This window comes from Blastococcus sp. SYSU DS0669 (assembly GCF_054050895.1).
In genome coordinates this window covers 29610-56353 of record NZ_JBJHAE010000011.1, presented here as the reverse complement: position 1 = coordinate 56353, position 26744 = coordinate 29610, and the positions used below count along the sequence as shown (strand labels likewise).

Annotated in this window: 21 protein-coding genes; 12 read left to right on the top strand and 9 right to left on the bottom strand. The window is 73.6% G+C overall.

Translation table 11 applies throughout. The annotated features are described in order from the left end of the window. Positions 1-256: 256 nt before the first annotated feature. Entirely contained in the window at positions 257-1516 is a 1260-nt protein-coding gene (locus ACI792_RS12735; protein WP_456602909.1) for a hypothetical protein, read from the top strand. 142 nt (positions 1517-1658) lie between these two features. Further along, positions 1659-3164 (top strand): sugar transferase, encoded by a 1506-nt coding sequence (locus tag ACI792_RS12730; protein ID WP_456602908.1) that lies wholly within the window; start codon positions 1659-1661, stop codon positions 3162-3164. A 60-nt stretch (positions 3165-3224) separates the two neighbouring features. On the opposite strand, the gene ACI792_RS12725 is transcribed toward ACI792_RS12730, so the two are convergent. Next, positions 3225-4445: a hypothetical protein gene (locus ACI792_RS12725; RefSeq protein WP_456602907.1), complete on the bottom strand. Its 1221-nt coding sequence runs from the start codon at positions 4443-4445 to the stop codon at positions 3225-3227. 277 nt (positions 4446-4722) lie between these two features. Between ACI792_RS12725 and ACI792_RS12720 the strand changes: the two genes are divergently transcribed. After that, entirely contained in the window at positions 4723-4893 is a 171-nt protein-coding gene (locus tag ACI792_RS12720) for a hypothetical protein (protein WP_456580119.1), read from the top strand. Here ACI792_RS12720 and ACI792_RS12715 read toward each other — a convergent pair. After that, on the bottom strand, positions 4890-5687 hold the full coding sequence (locus ACI792_RS12715; RefSeq protein ID WP_456602906.1) for an arsenate reductase/protein-tyrosine-phosphatase family protein: 798 nt from the start codon (positions 5685-5687) through the stop codon (positions 4890-4892). The two genes, ACI792_RS12720 and ACI792_RS12715, sit on opposite strands and share 4 nt — an antisense overlap. Positions 5688-5938: 251 nt before the next feature. On the opposite strand from ACI792_RS12715, the gene ACI792_RS12710 reads away from it, so the two are divergent. Both ACI792_RS12710 and ACI792_RS12705 read left to right on the top strand, forming a co-directional pair. Continuing rightward, entirely contained in the window at positions 5939-6775 is an 837-nt protein-coding gene (locus ACI792_RS12710) for an ATP-grasp fold amidoligase family protein (protein WP_456602905.1), read from the top strand. Further along, positions 6772-7893 (top strand): glycosyltransferase family 4 protein, encoded by a 1122-nt coding sequence (locus tag ACI792_RS12705; protein ID WP_456602904.1) that lies wholly within the window; start codon positions 6772-6774, stop codon positions 7891-7893. Before ACI792_RS12710 ends, ACI792_RS12705 begins: the two co-directional genes overlap by 4 nt. On the opposite strand, the gene ACI792_RS12700 is transcribed toward ACI792_RS12705, so the two are convergent. The 5 genes from ACI792_RS12700 to ACI792_RS12680 all read right to left on the bottom strand — a co-directional run bounded on the left by ACI792_RS12700 (position 7887) and on the right by ACI792_RS12680 (position 15018). After that, positions 7887-9362: a sugar transferase gene (locus tag ACI792_RS12700; protein ID WP_456602903.1), complete on the bottom strand. Its 1476-nt coding sequence runs from the start codon at positions 9360-9362 to the stop codon at positions 7887-7889. The genes ACI792_RS12705 and ACI792_RS12700 overlap by 7 nt on opposite strands. Before the next feature lie 298 nt (positions 9363-9660). Then, positions 9661-11265: a polysaccharide biosynthesis tyrosine autokinase gene (locus ACI792_RS12695; protein ID WP_456602902.1), complete on the bottom strand. Its 1605-nt coding sequence runs from the start codon at positions 11263-11265 to the stop codon at positions 9661-9663. A 99-nt stretch (positions 11266-11364) separates the two neighbouring features. Beyond that, entirely contained in the window at positions 11365-12432 is a 1068-nt protein-coding gene (locus ACI792_RS12690; RefSeq protein WP_456602901.1) for a glycosyltransferase family 4 protein, read from the bottom strand. After that, positions 12429-13394, bottom strand: a complete 966-nt coding sequence (locus tag ACI792_RS12685) for a glycosyltransferase (protein ID WP_456602900.1) — start codon at positions 13392-13394, stop codon at positions 12429-12431. The genes ACI792_RS12690 and ACI792_RS12685 overlap by 4 nt, the downstream gene beginning before the upstream one ends. 115 nt (positions 13395-13509) lie before the next feature. Next, a complete protein-coding gene (locus tag ACI792_RS12680) occupies positions 13510-15018 on the bottom strand; it encodes a hypothetical protein (protein WP_456602899.1) in 1509 nt (502 codons plus the stop codon). 300 nt (positions 15019-15318) lie between these two features. Here ACI792_RS12680 and ACI792_RS12675 point away from each other — a divergent pair, with 300 nt between their 5' ends. Both ACI792_RS12675 and ACI792_RS12670 read left to right on the top strand, forming a co-directional pair. Next, positions 15319-16638 carry a UDP-glucose dehydrogenase family protein gene (locus tag ACI792_RS12675; protein ID WP_456602898.1) on the top strand — a complete coding sequence of 440 codons (1320 nt, stop codon included), beginning with the start codon at positions 15319-15321 and terminating at the stop codon, positions 16636-16638. Positions 16639-16681: 43 nt separating this feature from the next. Next, positions 16682-18022: a hypothetical protein gene (locus ACI792_RS12670; RefSeq protein WP_456602897.1), complete on the top strand. Its 1341-nt coding sequence runs from the start codon at positions 16682-16684 to the stop codon at positions 18020-18022. 1 nt (position 18023) lies between these two features. Here the strand turns inward: ACI792_RS12670 and ACI792_RS12665 are convergent, their stop codons facing one another. After that, the gene (locus ACI792_RS12665; RefSeq protein WP_456602896.1) at positions 18024-19007 is read right to left on the bottom strand and encodes a polysaccharide lyase; all 984 of its coding nucleotides are present in this window, start codon (positions 19005-19007) and stop codon (positions 18024-18026) included. Positions 19008-19303: 296 nt separating this feature from the next. On the opposite strand from ACI792_RS12665, the gene ACI792_RS12660 reads away from it, so the two are divergent. From ACI792_RS12660 to ACI792_RS12640, 5 genes are all read left to right on the top strand, one after another. Further along, positions 19304-20524 carry an acyltransferase family protein gene (locus tag ACI792_RS12660; RefSeq protein ID WP_456602895.1) on the top strand — a complete coding sequence of 407 codons (1221 nt, stop codon included), beginning with the start codon at positions 19304-19306 and terminating at the stop codon, positions 20522-20524. A 285-nt stretch (positions 20525-20809) separates the two neighbouring features. Then, the gene (locus ACI792_RS12655) at positions 20810-21073 is read left to right on the top strand and encodes a hypothetical protein (RefSeq protein ID WP_456602894.1); all 264 of its coding nucleotides are present in this window, start codon (positions 20810-20812) and stop codon (positions 21071-21073) included. A 266-nt stretch (positions 21074-21339) separates the two neighbouring features. Continuing rightward, the gene (locus tag ACI792_RS12650) at positions 21340-22326 is read left to right on the top strand and encodes an LCP family protein (RefSeq protein ID WP_456602893.1); all 987 of its coding nucleotides are present in this window, start codon (positions 21340-21342) and stop codon (positions 22324-22326) included. 651 nt (positions 22327-22977) lie between these two features. Continuing rightward, positions 22978-23775 carry a hypothetical protein gene (locus tag ACI792_RS12645; protein ID WP_456602892.1) on the top strand — a complete coding sequence of 266 codons (798 nt, stop codon included), beginning with the start codon at positions 22978-22980 and terminating at the stop codon, positions 23773-23775. 91 nt (positions 23776-23866) lie between these two features. Continuing rightward, a complete protein-coding gene (locus tag ACI792_RS12640) occupies positions 23867-24676 on the top strand; it encodes a glycoside hydrolase family 16 protein (RefSeq protein ID WP_456602958.1) in 810 nt (269 codons plus the stop codon). Here ACI792_RS12640 and ACI792_RS12635 read toward each other — a convergent pair. Further along, entirely contained in the window at positions 24661-26412 is a 1752-nt protein-coding gene (locus ACI792_RS12635) for a glycosyltransferase family 2 protein (RefSeq protein ID WP_456602891.1), read from the bottom strand. The genes ACI792_RS12640 and ACI792_RS12635 overlap by 16 nt on opposite strands. Positions 26413-26744: the final 332 nt, after the last annotated feature.

Genomic DNA, 26744 nt, shown 5'->3' with positions numbered 1-26744 from the left:
CCCGCGTGTCGCCACGAGCGGGGCGGAGGGGTCAGCTGGGACCGGCGAGGTGGCGCCGCAGGGCCTCGCGTCCGTGCAGCGGCGCCAGCCCCCCGTTCATCGGCCACCGGGCGACGCCGTTCCGACTCCCTCCGGTCACCGAGAGTGAGGCCGGGCCGCACCGGGCCGCTGTTCACCCGCGCGCCACCCGGGCCCGGTTCCCCTCACCCACACTTCGGGCCGAAGGTGTCCTCGAGAGGAGCCACAGGGGGTTCGCATGTCCATCGGTCGGCCGTGGGGCCACGCGCGGGAGCCGCGCGGCCTCCGCACGCCGCCGGCCGGACCCGCCCGCTGGTCCTGGCGCCTGCTGGTGACCACGTTCCTGCTCCTGGGCGCCTGGGCGCTGCTCGGCGCCACCGCCGACGACGCGGCGCTTGCCGACGCCGGAGAACCCCCGGAGGGCGACACCTCCGTCGTCGAGCCGGCCGGTGAGGGGACGACGCCGCCCGACGACGCGGCCGGTCCCCCGCCGGGTGCGCCCGTCGACCCGCCCCCTGACCCCGCGGAGCCGCCGCCCGTGCCGGCCGACCCGCCCCCGACCGCGCCGGCCGACCCGCCGCCGGCGCCCGCCGACCCCCCGCCCGCACCCGCGGACCCGCCGCCGGTCACCGACCCGCCGCCCGCCGAGGAGCCGCCCGCGGAGGAGGTCCCGGCCGCGCCCGAGCCGCCGCCCGCCGCGGAGGTCCCGCCGGAGCCGGCCCCCGTCACCGACGTCCCGGCCACGGACACCCCCGCCACCGAGACCCCGGCCACCGAGACCCCGGCCACCGAGACCCCGGCCACGGAGACCCCCGCCGTCGTCGAGACCCCGGCCACCGACACCTCCGCCGACGTCGAGACGCCGGCCACCGACACCCCCTCCACCGGCACCGCGTCGACCGACGTCCCCGTCACCGAGCCCCTCGCTCCCGCCGAGGTGCCCGCCGACCTGCCCGCCGAGGGCACGGAGGAGACCGAGCCGGCGCCCGCCGATCCCGCGGCGGCCGACGAGTCGGCCGGCCCGACTCTGCTCACGGTCACGGTCTCGGTCACTGCTGTGGAGGCGGCGCTGATCGCGGCCCCGTCGCCGGTCACGACCCTCACGGCCCCCTGCCCGGAGCCCGGCGCCGTCACCGTCTCGTCGACGCCTCCGTCGGGCGGCGGGGCGGCGGTGGTCCGCGCAACCGGGCTCGCCACGGCCGCACCGACGGACGACCCTGCTCCGGAGCGCGCGCCACCGGTCCGCCGACCTGCTCCCCCGGCTCCTCCGGCGACGCCGGTCGCACCGGTGCCGGCGTCCGCCCCCGGCGGCCCCGCCTCGGCCTCGGTGTCGGGCGGCGGGTCGTGCGGGACCGGCCACACCGATCACGCCGACGCCGCGCTCGCGGTGCTCGACGCGGGCTTCCCCGCCTTCCTCGTCGGCTCGATCCGGGCCGCTCGCGGGCACGACGCCGCCCTCCTGGGCCGCATCGACGAGCCGGGTGCCAGCCCCGACTGACGGGCGCACCCCCTCGTCCTGCCCCGCCGGTCCCTCGATCGGCTCGTCGACCAGTCCATGACCCGCACGCGCGCGACCTCTCCCGGTGCGCTTCTCCGCACCGGGCGCCGGATCGCCGTTCGCACCGCAGGGAACTCACGCGATGAGCAGTGAAGCCATTCCGTCCGAACACCTCACCCAGCACCCGTCTGCGCCGCTGCCGGGGCTGCCGCGGCCGGATCCGCTGCGGGGAGCCGGTACCGCCGCGCGGCGAGCGTGGCGCGGTCCCTACGTCCGCCGGCTGGTGGTCTGGGACGCCCTCTGCGCGAGCGCGGCCGCCGGGAGCGGTCTGCTCGCCCGCTTCGCCCCGCCGGACGTCGGCGCCACGAACGCCTCCCTGGCCATCGCCGTGGCCCTGCCGGCCGTGTGGGTCTTCGCCATGGTCGTCGCGCGCAGCTACGAGAGCCGCTACCTCTGGGAGGGCCCGGAGGAGTTCCGCCGGGTCTTCTTCGCCGCCGCGCTGCTGCTCGCCATCGTGGGCACGGTCTCGTGGGGGCTGAAGCTGGAGGTGGCCCGCGGCTTCGTCGTCGTCGCCCTCCCGCTCGCCACCCTGCTCACCCTCGCCCACCGCCAGGCGCACCGCTCCTGGCTGCACCGCCAGCGGGCGCACGGCCGCTTCCAGCAGACGACGCTGCTCGTCGGTCACCGCAACGGCGTCGCGGCGCTCCGCGAGCAGCTGCACCGCGAGGCCGACCAGGGCTACCGGGTGATCGGCTACTGCATGCCGCACGGCTCGGGCCGCAGCAGCGGCCCCGGCGGGCTGCCGGTGCTCGGCGGCCTGGGTGAGGTCGTCGACGTCGTCGAGCGGTACGAGGTCGACACCGTGGCCGTGCTGCCCTCCCCCGAGCTGGACGGCGCGGCGCTGCGCCGGCTGGGCTGGGAGCTCGAGAAGACCGAGGCCGACCTGCTGCTCGCGCCGTCGGTCTCGGAGGTCGTCGGGCCCCGCATCCGGGTGCGCCCGGTCTGCGGGCTCTCCCTGCTGCAGATGGAGCGCCCCGAGCTGCGCGGCCTGCACCTGCTGGTGAAGGAGACGTTCGACCGGACCTGCGCGGTCCTGCTCCTGGTGCTGCTGGCGCCGGTCCTCGTGACCGCCGCGCTGGCCATCCGGTTCGACAGCCCGGGGCCGGTGCTCTTCCGGCAGGAGCGGGTGGGCCGGGACGGCCGCCGGTTCGCCATGCTCAAGTTCCGCAGCATGCACGTCGGGGCGGAGCGCCAGGTCGCCCGCCTGGCCGCGGTGGACGAGGGCAACGGGGTGCTGTTCAAGATGCGCCAGGACCCGCGCGTGACGCGGGTGGGCCGGACGCTGCGGCGGTACTCGATCGACGAGCTGCCCCAGCTGCTCAACATCCTCCGGGGCGAGATGTCGCTGGTGGGGCCGCGGCCGCCGCTGCCCTCGGAGGTGGAGCGGTACGGCGTGGAGATGCACCGCCGGCTGGTGGTCAAGCCCGGTCTGACCGGGCTCTGGCAGGTCAGCGGGCGCTCCGACCTGTCGTGGACCGACTCGGTGCGGCTGGACATCCACTACGTGGAGAACTGGTCGCTGACGCTGGACCTGATGATCCTCTGGCGGACGGTGGGGGCGGTCTTCACCGGCCGCGGCGCCTACTAGGGACGACGAAGGGGCGGGCGCCGCGCGTCTGCGCGGCACCCGCCCCCTGGAGCGGTCAGGTCAGCGGTAGCCGGGAGAGACGTACCCGATGCCGACGGAGCCGGCCGGGACGAAGTCACCCGACGCGGGCTTGCCCTGGGTGAGCGTGCCGCTCAGGTTGCCGATCGAGGGCCACGAGACGACGCCGTTGCTGATCTTCGCGGGGCAGCTGCGGTCGTCGGTCTGCGGCCACACGCTGTAGCCCATGTCGCGGCCGACGCGCGGGTCGATGAAGACGTTCTCCAGCGCCAGCGGGTAGGTGTTGCAGTCGATGCGGATGAACTGCCCGCCCCGCTCGACGGGGGTCACCCCGGAGCTGCCGACGTTGGTGTTCCGGATCGTGCCCTTGCCGATGGCGCCGAGGTCCTGGCGGACCTGGATGCCCTGGTAGTTCGTCGTGCCGCTGAGCCGGTCGATCCGGTACTCGCGCACCCCGCCCCACGGCTGGAAGACGTCGGCGTGGTTCACCGAGTAGGTGCCGCGCAGGGCCTCCATGCGGACGTTCTGGATCTGCACGGTGGCCTCGGGGGCGTTCACGGCGATGCCGTCGGCCTGGGAGCCCGGGACGTTGCCGTTGATGAGGACGCCCTCGATGTGCACCGTGCCGGTGCACTTGTGCACGTAGATGGCGCGCTGGTCGTCGTTGCCGAAGCGGGCGGTGGGCGCGACGGTGATCTGCCCGCCCATGATGACGGCGTTGCGGCAGTTGGCGATGGTGATCGGCCCGGCCGGGCGGTCGGCGGGCAGCTTGATCAGGACGTCGCCGTTCCTGGCCCCGATGGTCGTGACCGAGTTGCTCGGGGTGACGTTGTGGACCGGGTAGCTCTCCCAGCCGGCCGGCGGGGCCCAGCTGAGGGCGCCGGTCGACGGGGTCGTCGCGCGGGTGGCCGGGGTGCTCGGGGTGGTCGCGGCCGGGGTGGTCGGGGTCGGGGTGGCCGTGGTCGGCTTCGGAGCCGCCGGGGCCGGGGTGGTGGTGCCGGTGGAGGCCGGGCTCGTGCCGGAGCGGGAACCGGCCACCGCGGTCGGCTCCTCCGTCGGCGTGCCGGCGGTGGGCTGGTCCACGGGGACCTCGCCGGCCGGCGCCACGTCAGGGGCGGGGGGGCTCGTGGGCGGCTGCGCGGCGGGGCGGGAGTCACGGGACTCCACCGCCGGCGGGGTCGCGACGGCGTCGGACCCTCCGTCCTGCACGAGCGGATAGCTGAGGGGAAGGATGCCGACGAGCGCGAGGAGCAGCTGCGTCATGCGTCGGCGCGACATGCGCCGCCGGCGACGGGGTCGGATGCTTCGCCACTGTCGGTGAGCGTTTCGTGACACGCCGCTGAAGGTAGCGTCACGGTTCCATAACGCCAAGCCCGTTCGAGTGAATTTTCTCGGCCGCACGGCGAGTCGTCACCGGTTCTGTTAAGCGACTCGCGCCCCGACCAGCACGGATACCCACACATGCGGGGATGGACTTTTTCGGCAGCTTCTGCCCGCGTCGGACGCGCCCGCGGCGCGTCGGGGCCCCTAGGAAGGGCCCATGACGTGGGTGCTGGTCCTCCTGACCGCCTGGACGACGCTGGCGGCGCTGCTGGCGCTCGGCATCGGCCGGGCGGTCCGCACCGCCGACCGGCGGCAGGCGACGGAGACCGCCCCGGTGCCGGACTTCGTCCCCGCGGAGTGGACCGCCTCCCCGCCCGTTCCCCGCTAGGAGCCCGAGCCGGCCCGCCGGCGGCGGCCGAGCGCACCGAAGGCGCGCCGAGCAGGACCCGGGCCGGCGGAGCGGTGGTCGAGCGGGACCGGCTCGGCCCAGACCTCCGGGTCGCCGGACAGGCCCAGGACGCCGCCCGGGTGGATGTGCGACGCGCTCGCGACCGGATCCGGCAGGTCCGCGGCATCGACCGCCGGGTGCAACCGCAGCACGGCGGTGAGGACGGGCAGCAGGGCCTCGGACACGGCCAGGCCCACCGCCTCGTGGCCCTCCAGGGAGCGACCGATCGGATCACCGATGTCGTCGCCATCCCCGCCGCTGCGCCCGGGACGGGCCGCCGCCAGGGCGGACACCAGCCCGCGCACCCGGTCGGCGAACTCCTCCCCCTCCGGCTGCCGGTCGCCGAGCGCGCCCAGCAGCGCCGCGGCCTCCCGGAGGGTGAACGTGCGCGCCAGCGCCCGGGGCGCGAGCCCCAGGACGTCGCGGCGGTGGTCGCGGGTCAGGGTGAGCACGAGATCGGCCTCGTCGACCATCGCCGGCTCCAGCTGCCGGGCCACGAACCCCTCGGGGTCGCCACCGAACCCGGACAGGACCAGCGCGCTGCGGGGGTGCATCGGCGAACCGGCGACCGCGCGCGTGCCCGCGCTGACCAGTCGGACGTCGTCGGCCGCCGCGCCGAGGTGCTCGCGCAGGTAGGACCGTCCCAGCCCCTGCCCGAGGGCAGAGCGGCAGATGTTGCCGGTGCACACGAGCAGGACGGTGACGGGCGGTGGGGGGCTCTCCAGGGCGGGCACGACGCCAGTGTGATCGGTGCCGGCCGCCGCCCGACACCTCCGATGGGGTGATGGCGCACGGGGAAAAGGCCCTGGCCCGCACCGGGTACTAGGCTCGCCGCGACACCGGACGCCCGGATCGGGCGTCCCCAGCGGACACCAGCCGGCGTGCCCACGTCTCACACCTAGAAGGGGTCAGGATGCCCCGGAGCGGCCTGAACGAGAGCCTCCGACATTTCTTCCAGCCGGCCCACCGCAGGGTCGCCGGGCTCATGCCCCTCCCCCTCCGGCGGCGGTACCTCTACCTCGCGGGGCACGGCAGGCTGCCGCGTCTGCGCGACCCGCAGACCTTCGGCGAGAAGATCAACTGGCGGATCATGCACGACCGGCGCCCGCTGCTGGCCTGGACGTGCGACAAGCTGGCGATGAAGGAGCACGCGACGCAGGTGCAGGAGGAGGCCGGCATCTCGGTACCGGAGACCTTCTGGTCCGGCACCGATCTCACCGAGGTCGCCGGCCGGATGTTCGACCGCCCGTGGGTGCTCAAGCCCAACCACCGCAGCGGGCTGGTCCACTTCGGCCGCGCGGACGAGTCGGTCGACGCCCGCACGATCGCGGCGACGAAGAACTGGCTCCGCGACGACCAGAGCGTGCTGCTCGGCGAGTGGGCCTACAGCCAGGCGCGGCCGCTCTACGTCGTCGAGGAGGCCATCGGCGACGGCGTGACCCCGCCCGACGACTACAAGTACCTGATGTTCGACGGCAAGATCGCCGCGATGTCGGTGGACACCGGCCGGTTCACCAGGCAGCACTCGCGGACCTTCTACACCGCCGAGTGGGAGCCGCTGCGCATCGCGACCGCGCTGGGCAGCGGCGAGCCGAGCCCGCCGCCGGAGAACCTCGCCGCCCTGAACCACGCGGCCGAGGTGCTCGCCCGCCCCTTCGACTTCATGCGGGTCGACCTCTACAACGTCGACGGGGTCATCTGGTTCAGCGAGTACACGCCGTACCCCGGCGGGGGCGTGCTGCCCTTCGAGCCGCCCAGCTTCGACGCCTGGCTCGGCGAGCAGTGGACCCTCCCCGACCTCGACGACGTCGCGGCCCGGTGAGCACCGGGACGACGCGGGACGGCACGACCGGCGACGACGACGGGGGCGCGCTGCGCGTCCTCAGCGTCGGCCCGACGGGCGGCCAGCCCGGCGGGATGGCGTCGGTCGTCGCCGAGCTCGAGACGCAGAACGGCCTGACCAGCGCGCCCGTGGCGCTGCGGGTCGTGGACTCCGGCGGCATCGGGCCGGCCCCGCGGCGGGCGGTGAACTTCGCCCGCACCCTCCTCACCACCGCCACGGCCCGCGCCGACGTCGTCCACCTGCACGTCGCCAGCCGCGGCAGCACCTGGCGGAAGATGGCCGTCGCGCGGGCGTGCACGCTGCGCGGCCTGCCGTACGGCATCCACCTGCACGGCGCCGGGTACCGAGGCTTCCTCGAGGCCGTCTCCCCCGCCGCGCGGCGCCGCATCGAGCGCTTCTTCGACCGGGCGGCGTACGTCGTCGTCCTCGGCGGGCCCTGGGCCCGGCTGGTGACCGAGGAGCTCGGGGTGCCCGCCGGGCGGGTGCAGGTCGTGCACAACGGCGTCGCCGACGGCGCCCCGCCCACGACGCCCTGGCCGGCCGACCGCCCCCGGCGGGTGGTCCTGCTGGGCCGCATCGACGAGTCCAAGGGCGTCCCCGAGCTGCTGCGCGCCTTCGCGCAGCTCGGCGACCTCCCCGACGTGGAGCTGGTGCTCGCCGGCCCGCCGGCCGACCCCCGCGTCGTCGCGCTCGTGGAGGCGGCGGTCCGGGCGAGCCCGGGCCGCCTCACCTACGCGGGGTCGCTGCCCCGGGCCGCGGCCCAGGAGCTCCTGCGCGGGGCCTACCTGCTCGCCCTCCCCAGCCACGCCGAGGGGCTGCCGATGGTGGTCATCGAGGCGATGTCCCGGGGCATCCCCGCCGTGACGACGCCCGTGGGCGCCATGGAGGAGCTGGTCGCCCACGGGGCCAACGGGTTCCTCGTGCCCCCCGGCGACGTCGACGCCCTCGCCGAGCACCTGCGGCGCCTGCTCGCCGACACCGAGCTGCGCGACCGGATGGCCCGGGCGGCCTACGACACGTGGGCGGCGGGCTTCGACGCCCGCACCATGTACGCCGACATCCGCGCGTGCTGGCGGACGGCGGCCGGCGGTCAGTAGGCGCCGCGCCCGCGGAGGACGGCGCCGAGGGTCTTCCAGAGGATCATCATGTCGAAGCTCAGGGACCAGTTCTCCACGTAGCGGACGTCGATGCGCACCGAGTCGTCCCACGAGAGGTCCGAGCGCCCGCTGATCTGCCAGAGGCCGGTGATGCCGGGCTTGACCAGGAAGCGGCGGCGCATGTCGAAGCCGTAGCGCTCGGTCTCGCTGGGCAGCGGCGGGCGCGGGCCGACCAGGCTCATGTCCCCGCGCAGCACGTTGAGCAGCTGCGGCAGCTCGTCGAGGGAGTAGCGGCGCAGCACCCGCCCGACACGGGTCACGCGCGGGTCGACCTTGCGCTTGTAGAGGACGCCGTTGCCGTCGTTGTCGGCCTCGAGCACCTCGGACATCTTGTCCGCGCCGTGGACCATGCTGCGGAACTTGAGCATGGAGAAGGTCTGCCCGTCGCGGCCGACGCGGGTCTGCTTGAAGAACACCGGCCCGCGGCTGGTCGTCTTCAGGGCCAGCGCGATGAGGAGGAACAGCGGGAGCGTCAGGAGCAGCGCCGTGGCGGCCAGCGAGGCGTCGACCGCCGTCTTGGCCAGGCGGCGCACCCCGCGGAGCTCGGGGCGCTCGACGTGCAGCAGCGGGAGCCCGCACACGGGGCGGATCGCCACCCGCGGGCCGACGACCTCGGTGACCGCGGGGGCGAGCAGCAGCTCGGCCTCGGTCTTCTCGAGGTCCCAGCCGAGCCGGCGCAGCGACGGCCCGTCCAGCTCGGGGCAGGGCATGACCGCCACGGTGTCGACCTCGAACCGCTGCACCACGTCCAGGACCTCGTCCAGGCCGCCGAGCACGGGCAGCCCGTCGAAGTCGGTGGGGCGGTCGCTGGCCCTCCCGTCCGGCAGGCAGCACCCGATGACCCGGTAGCCGTGGTAGGCGGCGCGGTCGAGCTCGGCGCGCAGCGAGGCGACGGCGTTGCGGTGCCCGACGATGACCGTCGTCTGCTCGAAGGCCCCGCCACTGCGGGCCCGGTGCAGGGCCTGCCGGCGCAGGTAGCGCTGCAGCAGCGTCAGCAGCGTCGCCAGCGGGAGGGCGATGACGACGAAGCCCCGGGCGACGCGCAGGTCCAGGCCCCAGGAGACGACGGCGACCGCGGCCAGCAGGACGGCGGCGGCGTGCAGCACCCGCCGGAACTCCTCGGCACCCACCCAGAGGAAGCGCTCCTCGTAGCTGCGGCCGATGTGCATCGCGGCCACCCACACGACGGGCATCGCCAGCGCAGCCCACAGCGAGTACTGGGCCGCGCCGTCGACGTCGGTGCCGAACCGGCCGAAGTAGCCGATGGTGGCCGCGAGCACGGCGGCGGCGGCGTCCCCGAGCACGATGCTGCGGACGTAGGCGGCGCGCCAGGCCCGGCGCGCCGCGGTGCCCTCGCCGCGCAGGCGGCGCAGGCCGGGGAAGCGGGACCGCCCCGTGGTCGGCAGCACCTCACGAACGGTGTGGTCGTGAGTGACGTGCATGGAGATACCGAACTCCCTGGGTGCGTGTGGTCGTCGTGGCGACGACCGTCCACGCACCGACCCACCCACGATCACACAGAGTGGCCGCGCGCGATCAGTGAGGCACCATTGCCTGGCCGGTCGAGCCGCCAGGTGATGACGTTAGCCGCTCGGAGACGATTTGGCCCGCTCACGACATAACTGTACGTAACGAAAGTGTGCGCCTACGCTGCGTCAGCGGAGTAGGTCACATCCGTGTCGGCGGCTGCGCGCCGCCCACCCCGGATCAGCTCCGGCTGGGCGTGTCCCTGCTCTCGGCCGCCGTGGGCTCGCCCACGGTGCGCGGCGTGCGCGAGGCCGGCGGGACGGCGGTCGGCCCGTCGGCGGCCGGCTCGGCCGCCCGCACCTCGACGCGCGTCGCGCCACCGGGCTGGGTTCCGCGGTCGCCCCCGGTTCGCTTGCCCGGCGCCTGGGGGATCTCCTGGACGGCGGCGGGCCGGGGCTTGGGGTCCGGCTCCGTGGGGGTCTCGTCGTCGTAGCCGTAGGCCTGCGGCGTCGACGACGCGGGGGCCATGTTCAGGATGACCCCCAGGGTCCGCGCCCCGACCCGGTCGAGGATCGCGACGGCGCGCTCGAGCTCCTCCCGCCGGGTCTTGCCCTGGCGCACCGACAGCAGCACGCCGTCCATGGCGACGGCGACGGCGCTGGCGTCGGCGACCGGCAGCAGCGGCGGGGTGTCGACGATGACGTAGTCGTGGGTGGCCCGCAGCTGCTCGACCAGGGTGCGGAGCTGGCTGGACGCGAGCAGCTCGCTGGGGTTGGGCGGGATGGACCCGGCGGCGAGCACCGACAACCCGGTGCTGCCGTAGGGCTGCAGCACGTCGTCGAGGTCGGCGGCGCCGGCGAGGATGCTGGTCAGCCCCGCGCCGTCGACGAGGCCGAGGTACTTGACCACCCGGGGGTGGCGCAGGTCGGACTCCACCAGCGCGACCCGGTGGCCGCCCTCTGCCAGGGTGAGGGCGAGGTTGACGGCGAGCGTGCTCTTGCCCTCGGTGGCGACCGCGCTGGACACCATGATCACGCGGGGGGGCTCGTCGACGTTGAGGAACTGCAGGTTGGTGCGCAGCTGGCGGAAGGCCTCGGCGTTGGCCGACCGGCTGTTCCGCTCCAGCACGTGCGACGACCCGAGCTTCGAGTCGCGGGCGATGGTCCCGATCACCGGGGCGCCGGCCACCTCGGCGGCGACCTTCCCGTCGCGCACCGAGCGGTCCAGCCGCACCCGCGCGTAGGCGAGCACCAGCCCGACCAGCAGGCCGATGAGGACGCCGACGGCGATGTTGGCGTACAGGTCCGGCGACGAGGGCTCCGAGGCGACCTCGGGGGTGTCCAGGACGGTCACCTTGACCGGGATGGTGGTCACCGGGTCGACCGCGGGGTCGGTGGGCGTCGTCGTCGTCGCCTCGACCTCCTCCACCAGCTCGGTGAACTCGGCGGCGACGGCGGCCGCCAGGTCCCGCGCCCGCTCGGGCGAGGTGTCGGTCACCGTGATGTCGAGGACGCTGGTGTCGGGCACCACGGCGGCCGCGATCCGCTCCTGCACGGCCCCGGCGGGGAGGTCGAGGTCGAGCCGCTCGATGACGCCGTCGACGAGGCGCTCGCTGCCGAGGATCTGCACGTAGGAGGCGACGCGGTTCTGGGCGAACTGGCTGCCCTGGAAGGCGGCGGTGGTGGAGGTGGCGTCGGTCGACGTCACCCACAGCTGCGCGCCCGACGTGTACGTCGGCGTCATGGTCAGCGCGGTCGCGGCCCCGACCCCGCCGCCCAGCAGGATCCCGATCACGGGCAGGAACCACCCGGCCTTGAGCGCCGCGATGGTGTCTCTGAGTTCCACTACTTCCTCGTCTCCGATGATCGACACCCACTGACGTGGGTTGCAGCCGGGCTCAGCACTGCCGTCCAGCCGACCCAAGCAGTTGCTGAGCAGTCCAGGCTAGATATCCGGCGGATCCGAGGGGGGAGCCTCACCCGTACGTGTCGCACCGACACACCTGTCCCAGTGCTCGACGAACACCCGCCGGACGACGGCGTTGGAGTGCCGCGCCCGTACACGGTCCCACGCGCGGCGCCCGAGGCCCTGCGCCAGCTCCGGGGAGCCGGCCATCGTGCGGATCGCCGTCCCGAGGGCGTCGGCGTCGGCCGGGGGCACCACCATGCCGGTGTCGTGGACCACCTCGGCGATCTGGCCGACGTCGCTGGCGATGACCGGCGTCGCCAGGCTCATCGACTCGAGGATGATCATCGGCATCGCCTCCGCCCGGCTGGGCAGGACGAGCGCGGTCGCCGTCCGCAGCCGGGCGCGCACCGCCTCGGGGGAGACCGGCCCCTCGAACACGACTCCGTGCGGCAGCGGTTCCGGCAGCTGGAACTGGGGGGCGAGGTCGCCGAAGAGGACGAGCTGCTGGCCGTCGGGCCGGGCGGCCGACCACGCGTCGAGGAGCACGTCGGCGCCCTTGCGCGGCCCGATCTCACCGGCGAAGACGAAGCCCGAGCGGCCCGACCCCACCGGCTCCTCCTCGATGGGCACGGAGTTGGCGACCCGGACGGCGTCGATGCCGAGCGAGCGCAGCACCTCCGCGGCGGGGTCGGTGAGGACGAAGACGACCGCGGGCTGGCGCAGCACCAGGCGGGCGAGCCGGCGGTTGCCCTCGGCGAACGCGACGAACTGCGAGCCGTGCACGAGGACGGTGCAGCAGACCCCGCGCCGGCGGGCGAGGGCGAGCAGCAGCCCCTCGCGGAGGAAGGAGCCCTCCTGCGTCAGGTGGAAGTGCCACACGTCGGTGGGCTCCACCCGGTCGGTCAGCACCTTCAGCGCCGTGCGCGCGAAGGTGGCGAGGGTGCGCCGCCGGTCGCCGTGCCAGTAGGAGGGCCACTCCCGCATCTCCAGGTCGGGCCCCGCCCAGGTGTTCATGGTGCGCACCACGGAGGAGACACCACCGCGCCCCTGCGACGCGTTGCCGATCTGCGTGACGCGCAGGGCGGGTCGCGAGGGGCGGCTCACGCCGGCGTGTCCCCGGCTCGGCGGATCACCACGCCGGAGGGGTCGAGCTCGTCGGAGGTCAGGTCGCCGGGGGCGCGCAGCAGGACGAGGTCGCGCTCGGCGAGCTCGCGGGCCACCTGCACCTGGTGGTCGTCGACGTGCTCGCCGCGCTCGGCCAGCCGCGGGACGACGACGGGCCGGACGCCGAGCTCGAGGGCGCGGAGCAGCGTCCCCACGCCGGCGTGGGTGACGAAGACGTCGCTCTCGGCCACCAGCCGGTCGAACTCCTCGGAGCGGAGCTCCAGGTTCACGTCGCCGGGCAGGTCGTCGCGGGTCGTGGCGCCCAGCTGCCAGGTGACGGTGTCGCCGGGGCGCAGCCGGTCGCGGACGGCGTCGACGAGGGCGTCGAAGCGGAACGGCTTGATCGTGCCGAGGCTGACGAAGATGCGGCGGCCGTCGCCGTTGCGGGCGGGGCGGTCGGTCGCGGGGACAGCGGTGTAGTCGTCGAGCAGCGAGGGGCCGAGCTGCCAGCCGGGGCGGTCGGCCCAGGCGGCGTGCTGGCAGTAGCGCTGCGCCCGCGGCAGCCGCTCGAGGATGCGGCCGGTGGCGGAGGGGCCGTCGAAGCGGGAGACGCTCTCGATGTAGACGAACGGGATGCGGCGCAGCTGCGCGATGGCGTACGCGGGGATCGCGACGGCGGCCCCGGTGCTCAGGACGACGTCGAAGCGCTCGCGGCGCACCTCCCGGTGCAGCCGGAGGCCGGCGCGGACCGCCGGAGCCAGGCCCCGCGGGGGGACGTAGTCGAGGGTCACCACGCGGCGGCCGCGCAGCAGCGACCGGCTCTGCTCGGAGTCGAACGTGGCGAAGACCGAGTCCGGCTGAAGGCCGAACCGCTCGGCCCAGCGGACGATCTGCGCGAGGTGACCACCGGTCGAGGCGACCAGCAGCGCCCGCTTGCCGCTCAGCGCGGCGGACAGCTCCACCCTCTCACCTGCCGGTTCGGCTCGATCGCGTCGTGGTGGCACCACCGAAGCGTAATGGGGCGCGGCGGCGCAACCGCCTCCGCGCGCGCCTTTTCGCCGGTTGGTGTGGACGGCGTCAGCCGACGGGCGCCGGTCGGGTGACGCGGGCCACGCGGCCCGCTCCCCGCCGGTCGGCCGAGCCGGGGTCGGCGGCGGGCCGGTCGGCTCCTGCGTCGCTGTCGGCGGACCGGGCACCGAACGATCCCAGCAGACCGATCAGGAGGAAGAGCGGGATGTAGGACGGCGGGGAGACAAACACCGGGTTGCCGGTGGACTCGAGCAGGTACTGCACGATCCAGGCGATGCCGGTCAGGCCGAGGAAGCGGGCGGCGGGCTCGCTGTCGCGCGAGAGCGTGCTCAGCCGCCGGAAGACGACGACGAGCGCCGCCAGGAACGCGAGCATCCCGATGAAGCCGCTCTCGGCGAGCACCGCCGGCCACATGGTGTCGGTGAGGAACATCGCGTTGCCCGTGCGCTCGGAGAGGCCCCACACGTACTGGTAGCCGCGCTCGAGGTAGAGCGGGCTGTAGAACTCCGAGGCGGTGTCGGAGCCGAAGCGGCCGAATCCGGCCCCGAGCGGGAAGTAGTCCTGGGCGACGAAGAAGGAGTCGCGGGTCATCAGGGTGCGCGCCGCGGTGCCCTCGGACTGGTCGACGTAGGTGGCGACGATCCCCTGGATCGCGTTGAGCAGCGTCGACCAGAACAGGATGACGATGGCGACGACGACGGTGACCGCCGTCGCGAAGACGCCGGGGCGCCCCGCCCGCGAGCTCAGCCACAGGAAGCTGCCCATCATCCCCAGCCAGGTCTTGCGCCGGAAGGAGAGGACGGCGACCAGGGCCATTCCGCCCGCGAGCAGCCAGGTGAAGCGGGTGGAGCCCATCGTGGTGTTCCACGCGACGACCCCGAGGAAGCCCAGCGCGGCCATGATCCCGAGCGTGCCGGGCTCGACGAACGGGCCGATGAGCGAGGGGATGGCGGCGCGGAAGCTGAGCTGGTCGATGTTGCCGACCGTGCTCTGCCAGGTCTGCGGGATGGCGAGGTTGACCAGGCAGCAGGCGATGATGAAGAGCAGGACGCCGACCCCGCCCTTGGCCAGGCGGCGCACGTCGTCGCTGGTCCACTGCAGCTGGGCCACGGCCAGGGCCAGCAGGATCCCCTTGCCGGCGAGCGCGGCCCCCGAGCCGAGGACGACCAGCGGCACGTCGGCCACGAGCCCGCTGACCACGCCGAGCGCCCCGTAGAGGGCGAACAGGCCCAGGCCCGGGAAGCTCCGGATCGGCTGCCCTCGGACCAGCCGGGGCCCGACGCACACGAGCACGGAGGCGGCGATCGCGAGCTCGTCCAGCAGGTCCACCGCGGAGCTGCCGGTGATCTGCGCCGCCGTCTTGCCGAACAGGCTGACCAGGACGGCGGCCGCGATGAAGCGCTTGGGGTGGCGGACGCCCCACGCCAGCACCGGGACGCCGACGACCGCGAGGAGCACGAGCACCGGCTCGTAGGCCGCGGCGTACGTCAGGCCGGCGACCACCAGCACGCAGACGGCCAGGGTGCGCGGCATGGTCCTGGTCAGCGCGTCGCCCACCTCGACCCCTCCGCTCCCCGGCCGATACGGTTCCTCCCGGTCCGCCGCGCAGCGTTGCACGCGGGCCGACCCTCGACAATGCCACGCCCCCGCAATCCACCCGGGTGCGCAGCGACGGCGGTCACACCCGTTCGGGTGCTCCGCCACCTGCACGGACGATTCTCCGCCTCCCGTGGCGGCTCCGCTGGCGTTCGGGCCCTCGCGTGGTCGAACATGGCGGGGGCCTGCACACGGACGGACGGGGAGACCCGGGACCGGGCTGCCGGTCCCACCCCACACTCGGACCACCTGGAGCACTGCGTGAAGATCTCGGTCATCGGCTGCGGATACCTGGGAGCCGTGCACGCCGCGTCGATGGCCGAGCTGGGTCACGACGTCGTCGGCATCGACGTCGACGAGGCGAAGATCGCCTCGCTGTCGAAGGCCGAGGCACCGTTCTTCGAGCCGGGCTTCGAGGAGCTGCTGGAGCGCACGCTGGGCACCGGGCGGCTCCGCTTCTCCACCGACTTCGCCGACGCCGCGGGCTCCACCGTCCACTTCGTCTGCGTGGGCACCCCGCAGAAGCGGGGCGAGTACGCCGCCGACATGCGCTACGTGCAGGGCGCGGTCGAGTCGCTGCTCGACGTCCTCGCGCCCGGCGAGCTCGTCGTCGGCAAGTCCACGGTGCCGGTGGGCACCGCCGCGCAGCTCGCCGAGCTGATCGCCGACAAGGCGCCGGGCGCGCTGCTGGCCTGGAACCCGGAGTTCCTGCGCGAGGGCTTCGCCGTCCAGGACACGCTGCACCCCGACCGGCTGGTCTACGGCCTTCCGGCCGGTGCCGACGGCGACACCGCGCGGAAGCTGCTCGACGAGGTGTACGCGACGATCGTCGAGCGCGGCACCCCGAAGGTCGAGAGCGACTACGCCACCGCCGAGATGGTGAAGACGGCGGCGAACTCGTTCCTGGCCACGAAGATCTCCTTCATCAACGCCATGGCCGAGCTGTGCGAGGCCACCGGCGCCGACGTGAAGCTGCTCGCCGACGCGATCGGCTACGACGACCGGATCGGCCGCAAGTTCCTCAACGCCGGCCTCGGCTTCGGCGGCGGCTGCCTGCCCAAGGACATCCGCGCCTTCATGGCCCGCGCCGGTGAGCTGGGCGCCGACCAGGCGCTCACGTTCCTGCGCGAGGTCGACAACATCAACATGCGCCGGCGCATCCGCATGGTCGAGCTGGCCCGCGAGGTCTGCGACGGCTCGCTGCTGGGCAAGCGGGTCGCGGTCCTGGGGGCGGCGTTCAAGCCCGACAGCGACGACATCCGCGACTCCCCGGCGCTCAACGTCGCCGCCCAGCTGCAGCTGCAGGGCGCCGTCGTGCGGGTGACCGACCCGGCCGCGGTGGAGAACAGCCAGCGGCTGTGGCCGCAGCTCGACTACGCCGCCACCCCGGAGGAGGCCGCCGAGCGCGCCGACGCCGTCCTGGTGCTCACCGAGTGGAAGCAGTACCGGGAGCTCGACCCGGTGGCGTTCGGCCGGGTCGTCAAGCAGAAGCGCGTCCTGGACGGGCGCAACGCGCTCGACCGCGAGGCGTGGACCGCGGCCGGCTGGAGCTACCGGGCGCTCGGCCGGCGGGCCGGCTGATCCCCGTCCCGCCGACTCCCCCTGCCGTGCCGCCGACCCGCCGATGGTGATCCGACGGGTCGGCCGGGCCGTGCGCGGGGGCAAGCTGGTCAGCCGGGGCCTCACCGTCGCCGACCAGGCGATCTCCAGCGCCAGCAACATGCTGCTGTCGGTGGCGATCGCCACCGGCGTCAGCGCCGCCGTCTTCGGTGAGTTCGCGCTGATCTACAGCATCTACTGGCTGCTGCTGGGCGGCACGCGCGCCGCCGTCCTGGACCCGCTGCTCATCACCCAGCGCAACGTGCTCAAGGGCGCGCCGGTGCACCTGGTCGCGGCGGTGTCGGCGACGGCGGTCGGCGCGCTCGGCATCCCGGTCGGGCTGCTGCTGCTGGCCACGCCGCTGGACCTGGCCTGGGCCGTGTTCTTCCTCGGCCTCCCGGTCCTGCTGCTGCAGGACGCGCTGCGGTACGTCGGCTTCCTGGAGCAGCGGCCGGGCCGGGCCGTGCTGCTGGACGGCGTGTGGCTGGTGGTCATGGTCGTCGCGACGGTCCTGGCGCTCACCGGGGCGATAGCCGGCACGGCCGCCGTCCTGGCGCTGTGGATCCTCGGCGCGCTGCTGGCCGACGTCATCGGGCTGGTGACCTTCGGCATCCGGCGCGAGCCGGTGCGGCTGCGGGCGCGGCTGAAGGCGATGTGGCCGGTGTCCGGCCCGCTGCTGGGCGACTTCGCGCTCTCCTCCGGCTCCGGGCAGCTGACGATCTTCGTGCTGCCGCTGGTGGCCGGCACGGCGCTGCTCGGTCAGCTGAAGGCGGCCCAGGTCGCCAACGGGCCGCTGAACATCACCGTCGCCGCGGCGAGCGTCATCTGCCTGCCGATGGTGGCGAGCGCGGTGGAGGCCGACGCGCGCCGGGCGCTGCGGATCGGCCGGATGGCGTCGCTGGCGCTGGCCGGGGTGGCGGTCGTCTACGGGACGGCGCTGGTGCTGCTGCCGGAGAGCGTGGGGCGGGCGCTGTTCGGCGAGTCGTGGGGCTCGGGCTGGCTGGTGGCCGCGGTCAGCGCGCAGATGGTGCTCTTCGGCGTCACCCACGGGGCGCTGCTGGCGATGCGCGGCTCCCGCAACACCGCGGCCGCGCTGCGCGTGCGCATCGCCGTCGCGCCGATCGCGGTGGTCCTGCCCGTCGCACTCACCGCCGTCTGGGGCCGGAACGGCCTGATGGCGGGGCTGGTGATCGCCGCGGCGACGATGTCGCTGGTGAGCTGGCTGGTCGCCGTCCGGGTGGTGCCGCAGACGCCCCCGGCGGAGCAGGGGACGCCCGACGATCCGGACGTCGAACCCGTCGACCCCCGGGGGAACGCCCCGACCGGCAAGAACCCGCTGGGCTCGCCGGCGTCGGCGGCGCAGTAGCTCAGTCCGCGGCGGGCTCGAGGGCGACGCTCTCCCGCGACTCGCCCCAGCGGGCGTCGGAGAAGTAGACGGTGTGCTCGCGGCGGGTGTTGCTGGCCGCGTAGATGCCCTGCTTGAAGTAGATGCTCTGGCCCTCGAACAGGGTGGCCCCGACGGCGTTGACCAGGCGTTCGCCGTCGATCCACACCTGGACGTTCCCCTTGTCGGGGTCGGTGGACCACTCGATGCGGACGGTGTGGTCCAGCCACTCCCCCAGCACCAGCGGGCCCAGGTCGTAGGTGGCGACGTACTGCGCGGACTCCTGGCCGAGCAGGCCGCCGCGCAGCGAGAGGCGGATCTCGGGATCGGGGCCGTCGGTCACCCAGAGGTCGACGTTGGGCGAGCCCTCGTTGGCCGTCTGGTGCCACTGCGTGTAGATGAGGAACTCGTCGCCGCCGTCCCAGAAGAAGTCCTCGGGGAAGTAGGTGGACCACGAGTACCACTGCACGTCGCCCTCGCGGGGGGCGCCGGCCTCCTCGATGGTCGAGCGCACCTCCCCGCGGATGGTGGTGTCGACGCCGAAGGTGAAATCGCCCGGGCGGGCGGAGAAGGCGGCGGAGTACTCGTAGCCGGGGCGGACCGGCTCGTCGACGACGCGTACCTGCTCGGGCCGGGCGGCCTGGACCTCGCTCCAGTCGTCGAGGTCGCCGTCGGCGTAGCTCCACACCTGCACGGGCTCCGGCGTCTCGTCGGGCGACTCCGAGCCGGAGGGGGATGCCGCGCTCGACCGCGACGGGTTGAACCGGTCTCCCGTCGTCGGCACCGGCTCGAGGTCGGACCGCGGGATCGCCGTGCTCTCGATCGGGGTCGACGTCGGTTCGGCGGTGGCGTGCGGGGCCTCGCCCTGGCCCTCGCTCTCGTCGGGGCCGCTCGAACCGCAGGCGCTCAGGACCAGCGACGCCGTCACCACCAGGGCGAGCGGGAGCGAGCAGCGTCCACGTGTCACAACGGTTCCCTCTTCGTCCTGGTCGGCGCGGTGGGCGGCGCAGCGCCCCGGACGGCGGCCGGCTCGCGCGGTGCGAACCCGCGCCGGGTGACCACGGGCGGGGTGCCCGAGGTTACTCATCGAGAGCCCGTGACCGCAGAGTCACCGCCACGCACCGGGGAACGAGGTGTTCACGTCCCGTGTTCCCCGGCGTACAGCGGCGAGAGCGAGCAGGCCTTACTGTTGGAGGTGATGATCTTCCCCGGGCGTTCGATCGACGAGCCCGAGGTGCCCTGTGCACCTCGGGAGGGCTAGCGGTGTCGGCACCGCGTCCCGGCACGACGTCCCGCGATACCTCAGCCGGCTCGGCCGATCAGCGCGCGGGCGAGCGCCCGGCGGCGGTCCCCGCCCGGCCCCGGGCCTCGTCGTCCGGGCCCACCCCCGCCCGGCCGACCGCCCGGCTGGACTCGCTGACCGGGCTCCGGTTCATCGCCGCGCTGCTGGTGTTCGGCTCGCACACGATCGCGACGTTCGAGACGACGCCGGTGGGGGACGCGGTCTACCCCTTCCTCGAGCCGGGCGCGGCCGGGGTGAGCTTCTTCTTCATCCTCAGCGGCTTCGTGCTCACGTGGACCCACCGCCCGGGTGACAAGGCGGGCCCGTTCTACCGGCGCCGGTTCGCCCGTATCGCGCCGGCGTACTGGGTGGCGGTGATCGCGTTCATCCCGCTGAACGCGCTGGCCCGGCCGGAGGAGACCGGGGAGCTCCTGTGGCACATGGCGCCGTCGTTCGTCGGGCTGCACGCGTGGATCCCCGACAACGAGTACTACTGGGCCGGCAACGGCGTCACGTGGTCGATCTCCTGCGAGATGTTCTTCTACGCGATGTTCCCGCTGCTCATCGTGCAGGCCCTGCGGCTCTCGCAGCGGGCGCGCTGGTGGGCGGCCGGGGTGCTGTGCGTGCTGGTGATCGTGCCGCCGATCGTGCTGGCGCCGCTCACCCACGGCGAGACGGTGGCCGACTGGGCGATCTTCATCTTCCCGGTGCAGCGCCTGTGGGAGTTCTGCCTCGGCATCCTGATCGCCCTGTGGATCAAGGAGGGGCGCCGCATCCGGCGGATCGGGCTGGGCGGCTCGCTGGCGCTGGTCGCCGTCGCCTACGTCGTCGCCGCCTACGCCCCGGCGTACCTCATCTGGGTGGCCATCCCGTTCATCCCCTTCGCGCTCACGATCGCGACGGCGGCGCAGGCCGACCTGGACGGACGACCGTCGATCTTCCGACACCCGGTGCTGGTGAAGCTCGGCGAGTGGTCGTTCGCCTTCTACCTGACCCACCAGCTGGTGATCAGGGCGGTGGACTACGTGCTGATGCCGACCACCCTCGCGGTCGCGCTGGGGGCGACGGTGCTGGCGCTGGTCGTGTCGATCGCCAGCGCCTACGTGCTGTTCACCGTCGTCGAGAAGCCGCTGGAGCGGCGGCTGCGCGGCGGCTCGCTGCCGGTGAGCACCGGCGGCGCAGGCCACACCCCGTCCCGCTAGCCGTACCGCTCCCGCTCTCCGCCGAACTGGTGCGCTCGCGTCGCCCGCTCTCGCCGGCGCGCGAGCGCCGCCGCGGTGCCGAGCAGAATCACTGGATTCGACGCCCCCGTCGCTCGGCGCGACGACCGCCCAGGCGCTCCACCAGGTTTGGGGGTCGATGTTGTCTCGAAGCCGTAACACGCTTCAGGGCATGCGCACGTACCTTCGAGGGCAGTAGCTGAGCCACGGGGAACGGCACCGTCCCAGTCGGATCCGGCGACAGTCGGCGACACCTAGGAAGAGCCCATGAGTTGGGTGCTGATCCTCATCGTGGTGTGGGTGGCCGTCGCCCTGGCCGTCGCTCTCGTCATCGGACGCAGCATCCGCCTGGCCGACGAACGGACGCAGGCCGCCCGGGACCGCCACGTGGAGATCGGCAGCGGGCTGTTCACCGATCCGCCGCTTCCCCGCCCGGCTCTTCCTCCGGACGACGACCCCCGCCGGATCCGGCACAGCGCCGTGGCCGGAAGCCCTCCGCGCCCCGCCGAGCCGTACGACCGCTCCGCCTGAGCGGCCGCCTCCGTCGCACGTCGTCCGGTTGCAGCCACGGCCGCGCCTGAGGTCACCCCCACGGGGCAGGGTCCGACCACGCCCCTGTGACGCCGCCGTACCCTCGGCCGGGTTCGACGACGACGGGGGTCCGAGGAATGCGCAGCGACGAGAACGGCGCGCCGGAGCAGGGCGGGCGGGACACGTCGCCCCTCCCTCTGATCTCCGGCGACGACCACGCGGACGGCGCCGAGCCGCATCCTCCCCGCCGGAGGGGCCTCCGGCGGGTGCTCATTGGCCTCGGCATCCTGGCGCTGGTGGTCGGGCTGGTCATGGGCGGCGGGTTCTGGTTCCTCGCTGACCGGTGGGCCGGCAACATCGACCGGGTCTCCGACGTGTTCGCCGACCTGGAGGGGGAGGCGCGCCCCGCACCGGCCACCCCGCAGCAGAGCGCCGCCGAGGACCCGATCACCTTCCTGCTGGTCGGCTCCGATACCCGCGTGGCGGCCGCGGACGGCGCCGACCCCGGTGGTCGGTCGGACGCGATCATGCTCGCCCGCCTCTCGGCGGACCGGAAGCACGCCCAGCTGATCTCCATCCCCCGCGACTCGTGGGTGGAGATCCCCGGCCACGGCATGAACAAGATCAATGCCAGCTACGCCTTCGGCGGGCCGTCGCTGCTCGTGCAGACCGTCGAGCAACTGACCCAGGTGCGCATCGACCACTACGTCGCCATCGACTTCGAGGGCCTGATCCAGGTGACCGACGACCTCGGCGGCGTGGACGTCGTGGTCGCCGAGACCACGCAGAACGGCCCGTACACCTTCGAGGCCGGGATGAACCACCTGAACGGAGACCAGGCTCGCTGGTACCTCGGGCAGCGCTACGGCCTGCCCGGCGGGGACTTCGACCGGGTGAAGCGGCAGCAGCAGTACCTGCGGGCCATGTTCGACAAGCTGTTCAGCTCCGAGACCTTCACCAGCCCGCCGAAGCTCGACGCGGCCATGCTCGCCATCACGAGCGCCGTGAGCGTGGATGACACCCTGAGCAACGCTGACCTGGTGAGCATGGCGTACTCGATGCGGGGCGTGACGCCGGGCGACATCGATTACTTCACCGCCCCGGTGCTGGGCACCGGCACGGAGGGGGCGGCCAGCGTCGTCTACCTCGACGGCAACGCGTCCGAGCGGATGTGGGGCTACCTGCGCAGCGACTCGCTGGGGCACAACGCCGGCGAGTTCGCCGACGAGGCGCTTCCCGACGTCCCGCGCTGACACGTTTCGGTCGGTGAAGTCACCGCCCGATGGGGTACTCGCGGAGGTCGGACAGCATGCAGCAGTGCGGCTACGACTCGGCCCCCTGAGCCGACCCCGGATCTGGCGGCAAGCTCGGCCGCCCCGCGCCGCCGGCCCTCGACCATCGATGAGTCGACGGCGCCCACTGCGCCCGGCCCCCTTGACGAGGCCGCACCAGCGATGGGTTAGCGGACGCCATGCGGCCCAGGCCCGGCCCGAATCCGTTGGACTCCAAGAACGAGAGTCACCACCGCGCCCCTTCGGAGTCTCGGACGATGACTACGCCCACGCGGAGGGGCAGTTGCGCCGCCCTTACTCGGTAGCAAAGTGCATCCCCGCTCGGTAGCAAAGTGCATCCCCGCCCCCGGGGCCGCGAACATGGAGGGGAGCAAAGTGTATTTGCAGTCAGGCGACGATGCTCTCGCTGAAATCGTCCATCCGCTCATGCTGTCCGCGGCCTGATCCCCGCGGCCGATGCAGCGCAGCGTGTCGATGCACAAGTAGGCGCGACAACCCCACGAAAAGCGACCCGGAGGGCTTGAGTGTGGCACATGTGACAAGGGTGCCGGCGGAGACTCCAACGCCACTAGGGTCCCGGCTCGGGGCGGGTCGCGCTTCTAGCCTGGCCGTATGCCCTGTCCCTCGTGTGGGGCGACGGCCACGCGCACGCAGATCCTGACCGGCTACTGGCGGTGCGACGCCGACGTCCGTGTCGACCAACTCGTCGGCGCTCCCGCCGACGGGGACGTCCCGGCAGTTTCGTCACAGGCGGAGACTCGTCGCTGCGGCACCGTCTACATCCAGACCCGCGACGACGACGCGGCCACCTGCCGCTGCGGCGAGCCCGCGATCGGTGAGTGCACCGAGTGCACCCGAGCCGTCTGCGCCGCCCACTCCGACCTCTGGCAGGGCTGGCGGGTGTGCGACCGCGACCTGGCCAACGCCCGGCTTCGCGCCCGCGCCGCCGCGGCCGCCGAGGAGAAGCGCCGCGAGGAGGAGGCAGCCGCCGCGGAGGCCGAGCGGCTGCGGCAGCGCACCACCCTGCTCGAGCTCGCCGACGAGGACGCCGTCTGGCTGCTCTACGCCCGCGACGAGCGGCGCACCGAGCAGGAGGTGCGCTCGGCGGTCCACCAGCTTCGTCGGCTCTCCGCGGCGCAGTTGACCGACGTCTGCCTCTACCTGCTTCCCTACGCACGCGAGGCCGAGCGCCGGCGCACCGGCCTCACCCGCCTGACCGGCTGGGCGTTCGAGGGGCCCGACTTCCACGGCCGGTCCTGGTTCCTGACCCGCAAGGGCGAGTGGCACCGCAGGAGCACCAACAACGGCGCCGACGGCCGCTGGAAGAAGATGCGCTTCGATGACGTCGAGAAGCGCGCCGTCATCGACGAGATGGCGTGGCAGCAGTCGATCGACAGCGGACTCGTCTGAGCGCAGGCCGCGCATCGCCCGGCCCAAGGGGCGGCGCTGCTCGAGCGCGCGCAGGCGCCGCCCGCGGGCTGGGACGATGGACTCCGTGCGCATGACGACACGGCTGGTGGCGACCGCCGGAAGCCTCGCCCTGGTGGCGGGGCTCGCCGGTTGCGGCGCCGACCGGTCGGACGACCGTGCCCTGTTGTGGGCCGAGGAGTTCGACGGCCCGGCGGGCAGCCCGCCCGACCCGGACGTGTGGTCGCCGGAGCTCGGGGGCGGCGGCTGGGGGAACGAGGAGCTCCAGACGTACACCGCCGAGCGCGCGAACCTGGCGCTCGACGGCGAGGGCAACCTCGCGATCACCGCGCGCGCCACCGGCCCCGCCGACGATCCGCTCTGGACCTCCGCCCGCGTGACCACCTTCGGCGCCCGGACGTTCCACCACGGCCGCATCGAGGTGCGGGCCAAGGTGCCGTCCGGCAACGGCATCTGGCCGGCGGCCTGGACACTCGGCCAGGACATCCAGCGCGTCGGCTGGCCGGCCTGCGGGGAGATCGACCTCATCGAGTCGATCGGCCCGGCCACCGAGGCGCTCCAGACGGTCCACGGACCGCGGCCCGACGGCACCAACTGGATGCAGAGCGTCGTCACCCCGGTCGACGAGCCGCTGTCGGAGGAGTTCCACGTCTACGGAGCCGACTGGTCCGCCGACCGGATCACGTTCTCCATCGATGGCCGGACGACCGGTACCGCGAGCCGGGCGGACGTGCCCGACGGCGGCACGTGGCCGTTCGACAGCCCCCAGTACGTGCTGCTGAACGTCGCGGTGGGGGGCCGGCTCCCCGGCCCCCCTGACGCCTCCACGCCACGTACCGCGACCATGCTGGTCGACTGGGTGCGGGTCTACGCCCCGGACTGAGCTCTCGCGCCCGCCCGAGCCGGCTCGGCAACCGGCTGAAGCACCGGGCGCGCGTCGTGCTCCGCATCCCGCGGCGGCAGGACGGCGACGTGGTTCAGGCTTTCCTGACGGGGGAGGCCCGCCCCGGCGACGGCCACCTCGCCCCGGCCCGCCAAGGCCCGGTGCCTGCCGGCCACTGCGGCCGCCGTGCGGCGTTCCGCCAGCGCGGCCACGCGGGTGGGCATCTCCAGGAGAGGCACCACCACCATCGCCGCGACGATGACCGTCGCCCAGGCCAGCATCGGCCACCCCGTGCGCCCCAGCATGAGACCGCACACGATTGCCGTGGCCATGAGCGCAGCCATCACCAGGTGCTGCCGGAAGACCGGCAGGGGCGTCACCCGCTCGGAGCCGATGCCCTTGGGCGTGACCTTGAAGCTGAGCCGCCGGCCGACGAGCACGTAGGCGAACGCGAGCGCGTAGACCGGCTGCACCACCGTGCCGACCAGCCGCCCCGGCCACTGCCAGCCGCTCTCCTGCTCCGGCCGCACGTTGAACCGCTGCATCCAGAAGGTGTGCAGCTGCCGCCAGACGAGGTAGGGCCCGTAGGCCACCACGAGCGGGAGCAGGGAGATCGCCGCCGGCGCGATGCCGGTCGCGAAGTAGAAGGCGATGAGGGCCGCGCCGAGCACGAAGGCGACGCCGCTGAAGTAGTTCTGCTGCAGCCACAGGTACAGGCCACCGCGGCGCACGCCGAGGGCCCGGAGCCGGCGCGGGGTCACCTGGAGCAGCAGCGCGAAGCAGCCGTAGGCCCACCGGGCCTGCTGGTTGAAGTACGCCAGCCACGTTCCCGGCCCCTCGCCGATGGCCAGGGCGCGGGGCACGTAGTGGCTGCGCCAGCCCTCGGCGTGCAGCTTGATGCCCGTGGCGAGGTCCTCGGTGATGTGACCCTCGTACCAGCCCACGGACTCCAGCGCCGCGACGCGGACGACGTGGTTGGCGCCCAGCATCATGGCCATGCCACGGGCGCTCATCGACCGGAGGAGCGGCCCGTAGAACGTGTACTGCTGCTGCGCTGCCCCCCGGGACACGAGCGTGCCGGTGTTGCCGTAGATCTGCGGGGTGACCACCCAGCCGGTCCGGGCGTCGCGGAAGTACCCGAGCGTCGCGGTGAGGAAATCGGGCGTGGCGACGAAGTCCGTGTCGATCTGCGCCACGACGTCGTAGCGGTGGCCGTGCGCCTCGTACCAGGCGTTGTGGTTGCCGCCCTTCGTCCGCGCGGCGAAGCGGCCCTCCGGCTGGTTCCACCGCTCCACACCGTGACGGCTGAAGTGCCGGACCCCCATCTGGCGGCACAGCTCCCGCGCGCCCTGGTCGTTCCCCTCGTCGAGCACCCACGTGTCGTGCGGGTACTCGGCCGCCACCATGGCCTCGAGCGTCCGGGCGAGCATCGACAGCGGCTCGCTGCCGGGCACGAACGTGGTGATGAAGGCGACCCGCAGGCCGGGCTCAGGAGACGGCGGGGCCACGTACACAGGCATCCGCCGCGCCAGCACGTGGCCCAGCCCGTCCATGAAGATCCGGTGCCACACGACCAGGGTCAGCAGCACGAAGAGGCCGACCGCCAGCCAGCGGGGCGTCTCCGGCGACGCATCGGCCAGCCGGTCGGGGTCGAACCAGAAGCGGGCGAACAGCGCCAGCGCGAGGACGCCGAAGACGACGGAGCCGTACCAGACGGCTCGTTCGCGGCGACTCATCGGGCGAGCGGCCGGCGAGCAGGCGTGGCGGCGAGGTCCCGGGCGCGGGACAGGGCTGAGGGCATGACAGGACTACCTCTGACGTGGAGACGTGGAGGGCCTGGGTTCGCCACTGGCTTCCCGTCGGCTGAGGCGACCACTTGATCGCCGACGGTTCTTCGCCTGCCCGGCTCAGCGTTGAGCCCCGAGCACCGAGCTCGGTAGTTGAAAGATCCACCGTCGACGCCCGGTTGGACAGTGATGACCATCACATATTGCGTGCTACTTTATGGCGCGCCGCGATTCGTCACACTCGGGAGTCGCCGACTGCCCGACTGGCGTCGCCGGTGCTG

Coding starts and splice junctions, on each gene's coding strand:
- ACI792_RS12735 (WP_456602909.1), top strand. CDS start 257: ATGTCCATCGGTCGGCCGTGGGGCCACGCGCGGGAGCCGCGCGGCCTC.
- ACI792_RS12730 (WP_456602908.1), top strand. CDS start 1,659: ATGAGCAGTGAAGCCATTCCGTCCGAACACCTCACCCAGCACCCGTCT.
- ACI792_RS12725 (WP_456602907.1), bottom strand. CDS start 4,445: ATGACGCAGCTGCTCCTCGCGCTCGTCGGCATCCTTCCCCTCAGCTAT.
- ACI792_RS12720 (WP_456580119.1), top strand. CDS start 4,723: ATGACGTGGGTGCTGGTCCTCCTGACCGCCTGGACGACGCTGGCGGCG.
- ACI792_RS12710 (WP_456602905.1), top strand. CDS start 5,939: ATGCCCCTCCCCCTCCGGCGGCGGTACCTCTACCTCGCGGGGCACGGC.
- ACI792_RS12670 (WP_456602897.1), top strand. CDS start 16,682: ATGGTGATCCGACGGGTCGGCCGGGCCGTGCGCGGGGGCAAGCTGGTC.
- ACI792_RS12655 (WP_456602894.1), top strand. CDS start 20,810: ATGAGTTGGGTGCTGATCCTCATCGTGGTGTGGGTGGCCGTCGCCCTG.
- ACI792_RS12645 (WP_456602892.1), top strand. CDS start 22,978: ATGCCCTGTCCCTCGTGTGGGGCGACGGCCACGCGCACGCAGATCCTG.
- ACI792_RS12640 (WP_456602958.1), top strand. CDS start 23,867: ATGACGACACGGCTGGTGGCGACCGCCGGAAGCCTCGCCCTGGTGGCG.
- ACI792_RS12635 (WP_456602891.1), bottom strand. CDS start 26,412: ATGAGTCGCCGCGAACGAGCCGTCTGGTACGGCTCCGTCGTCTTCGGC.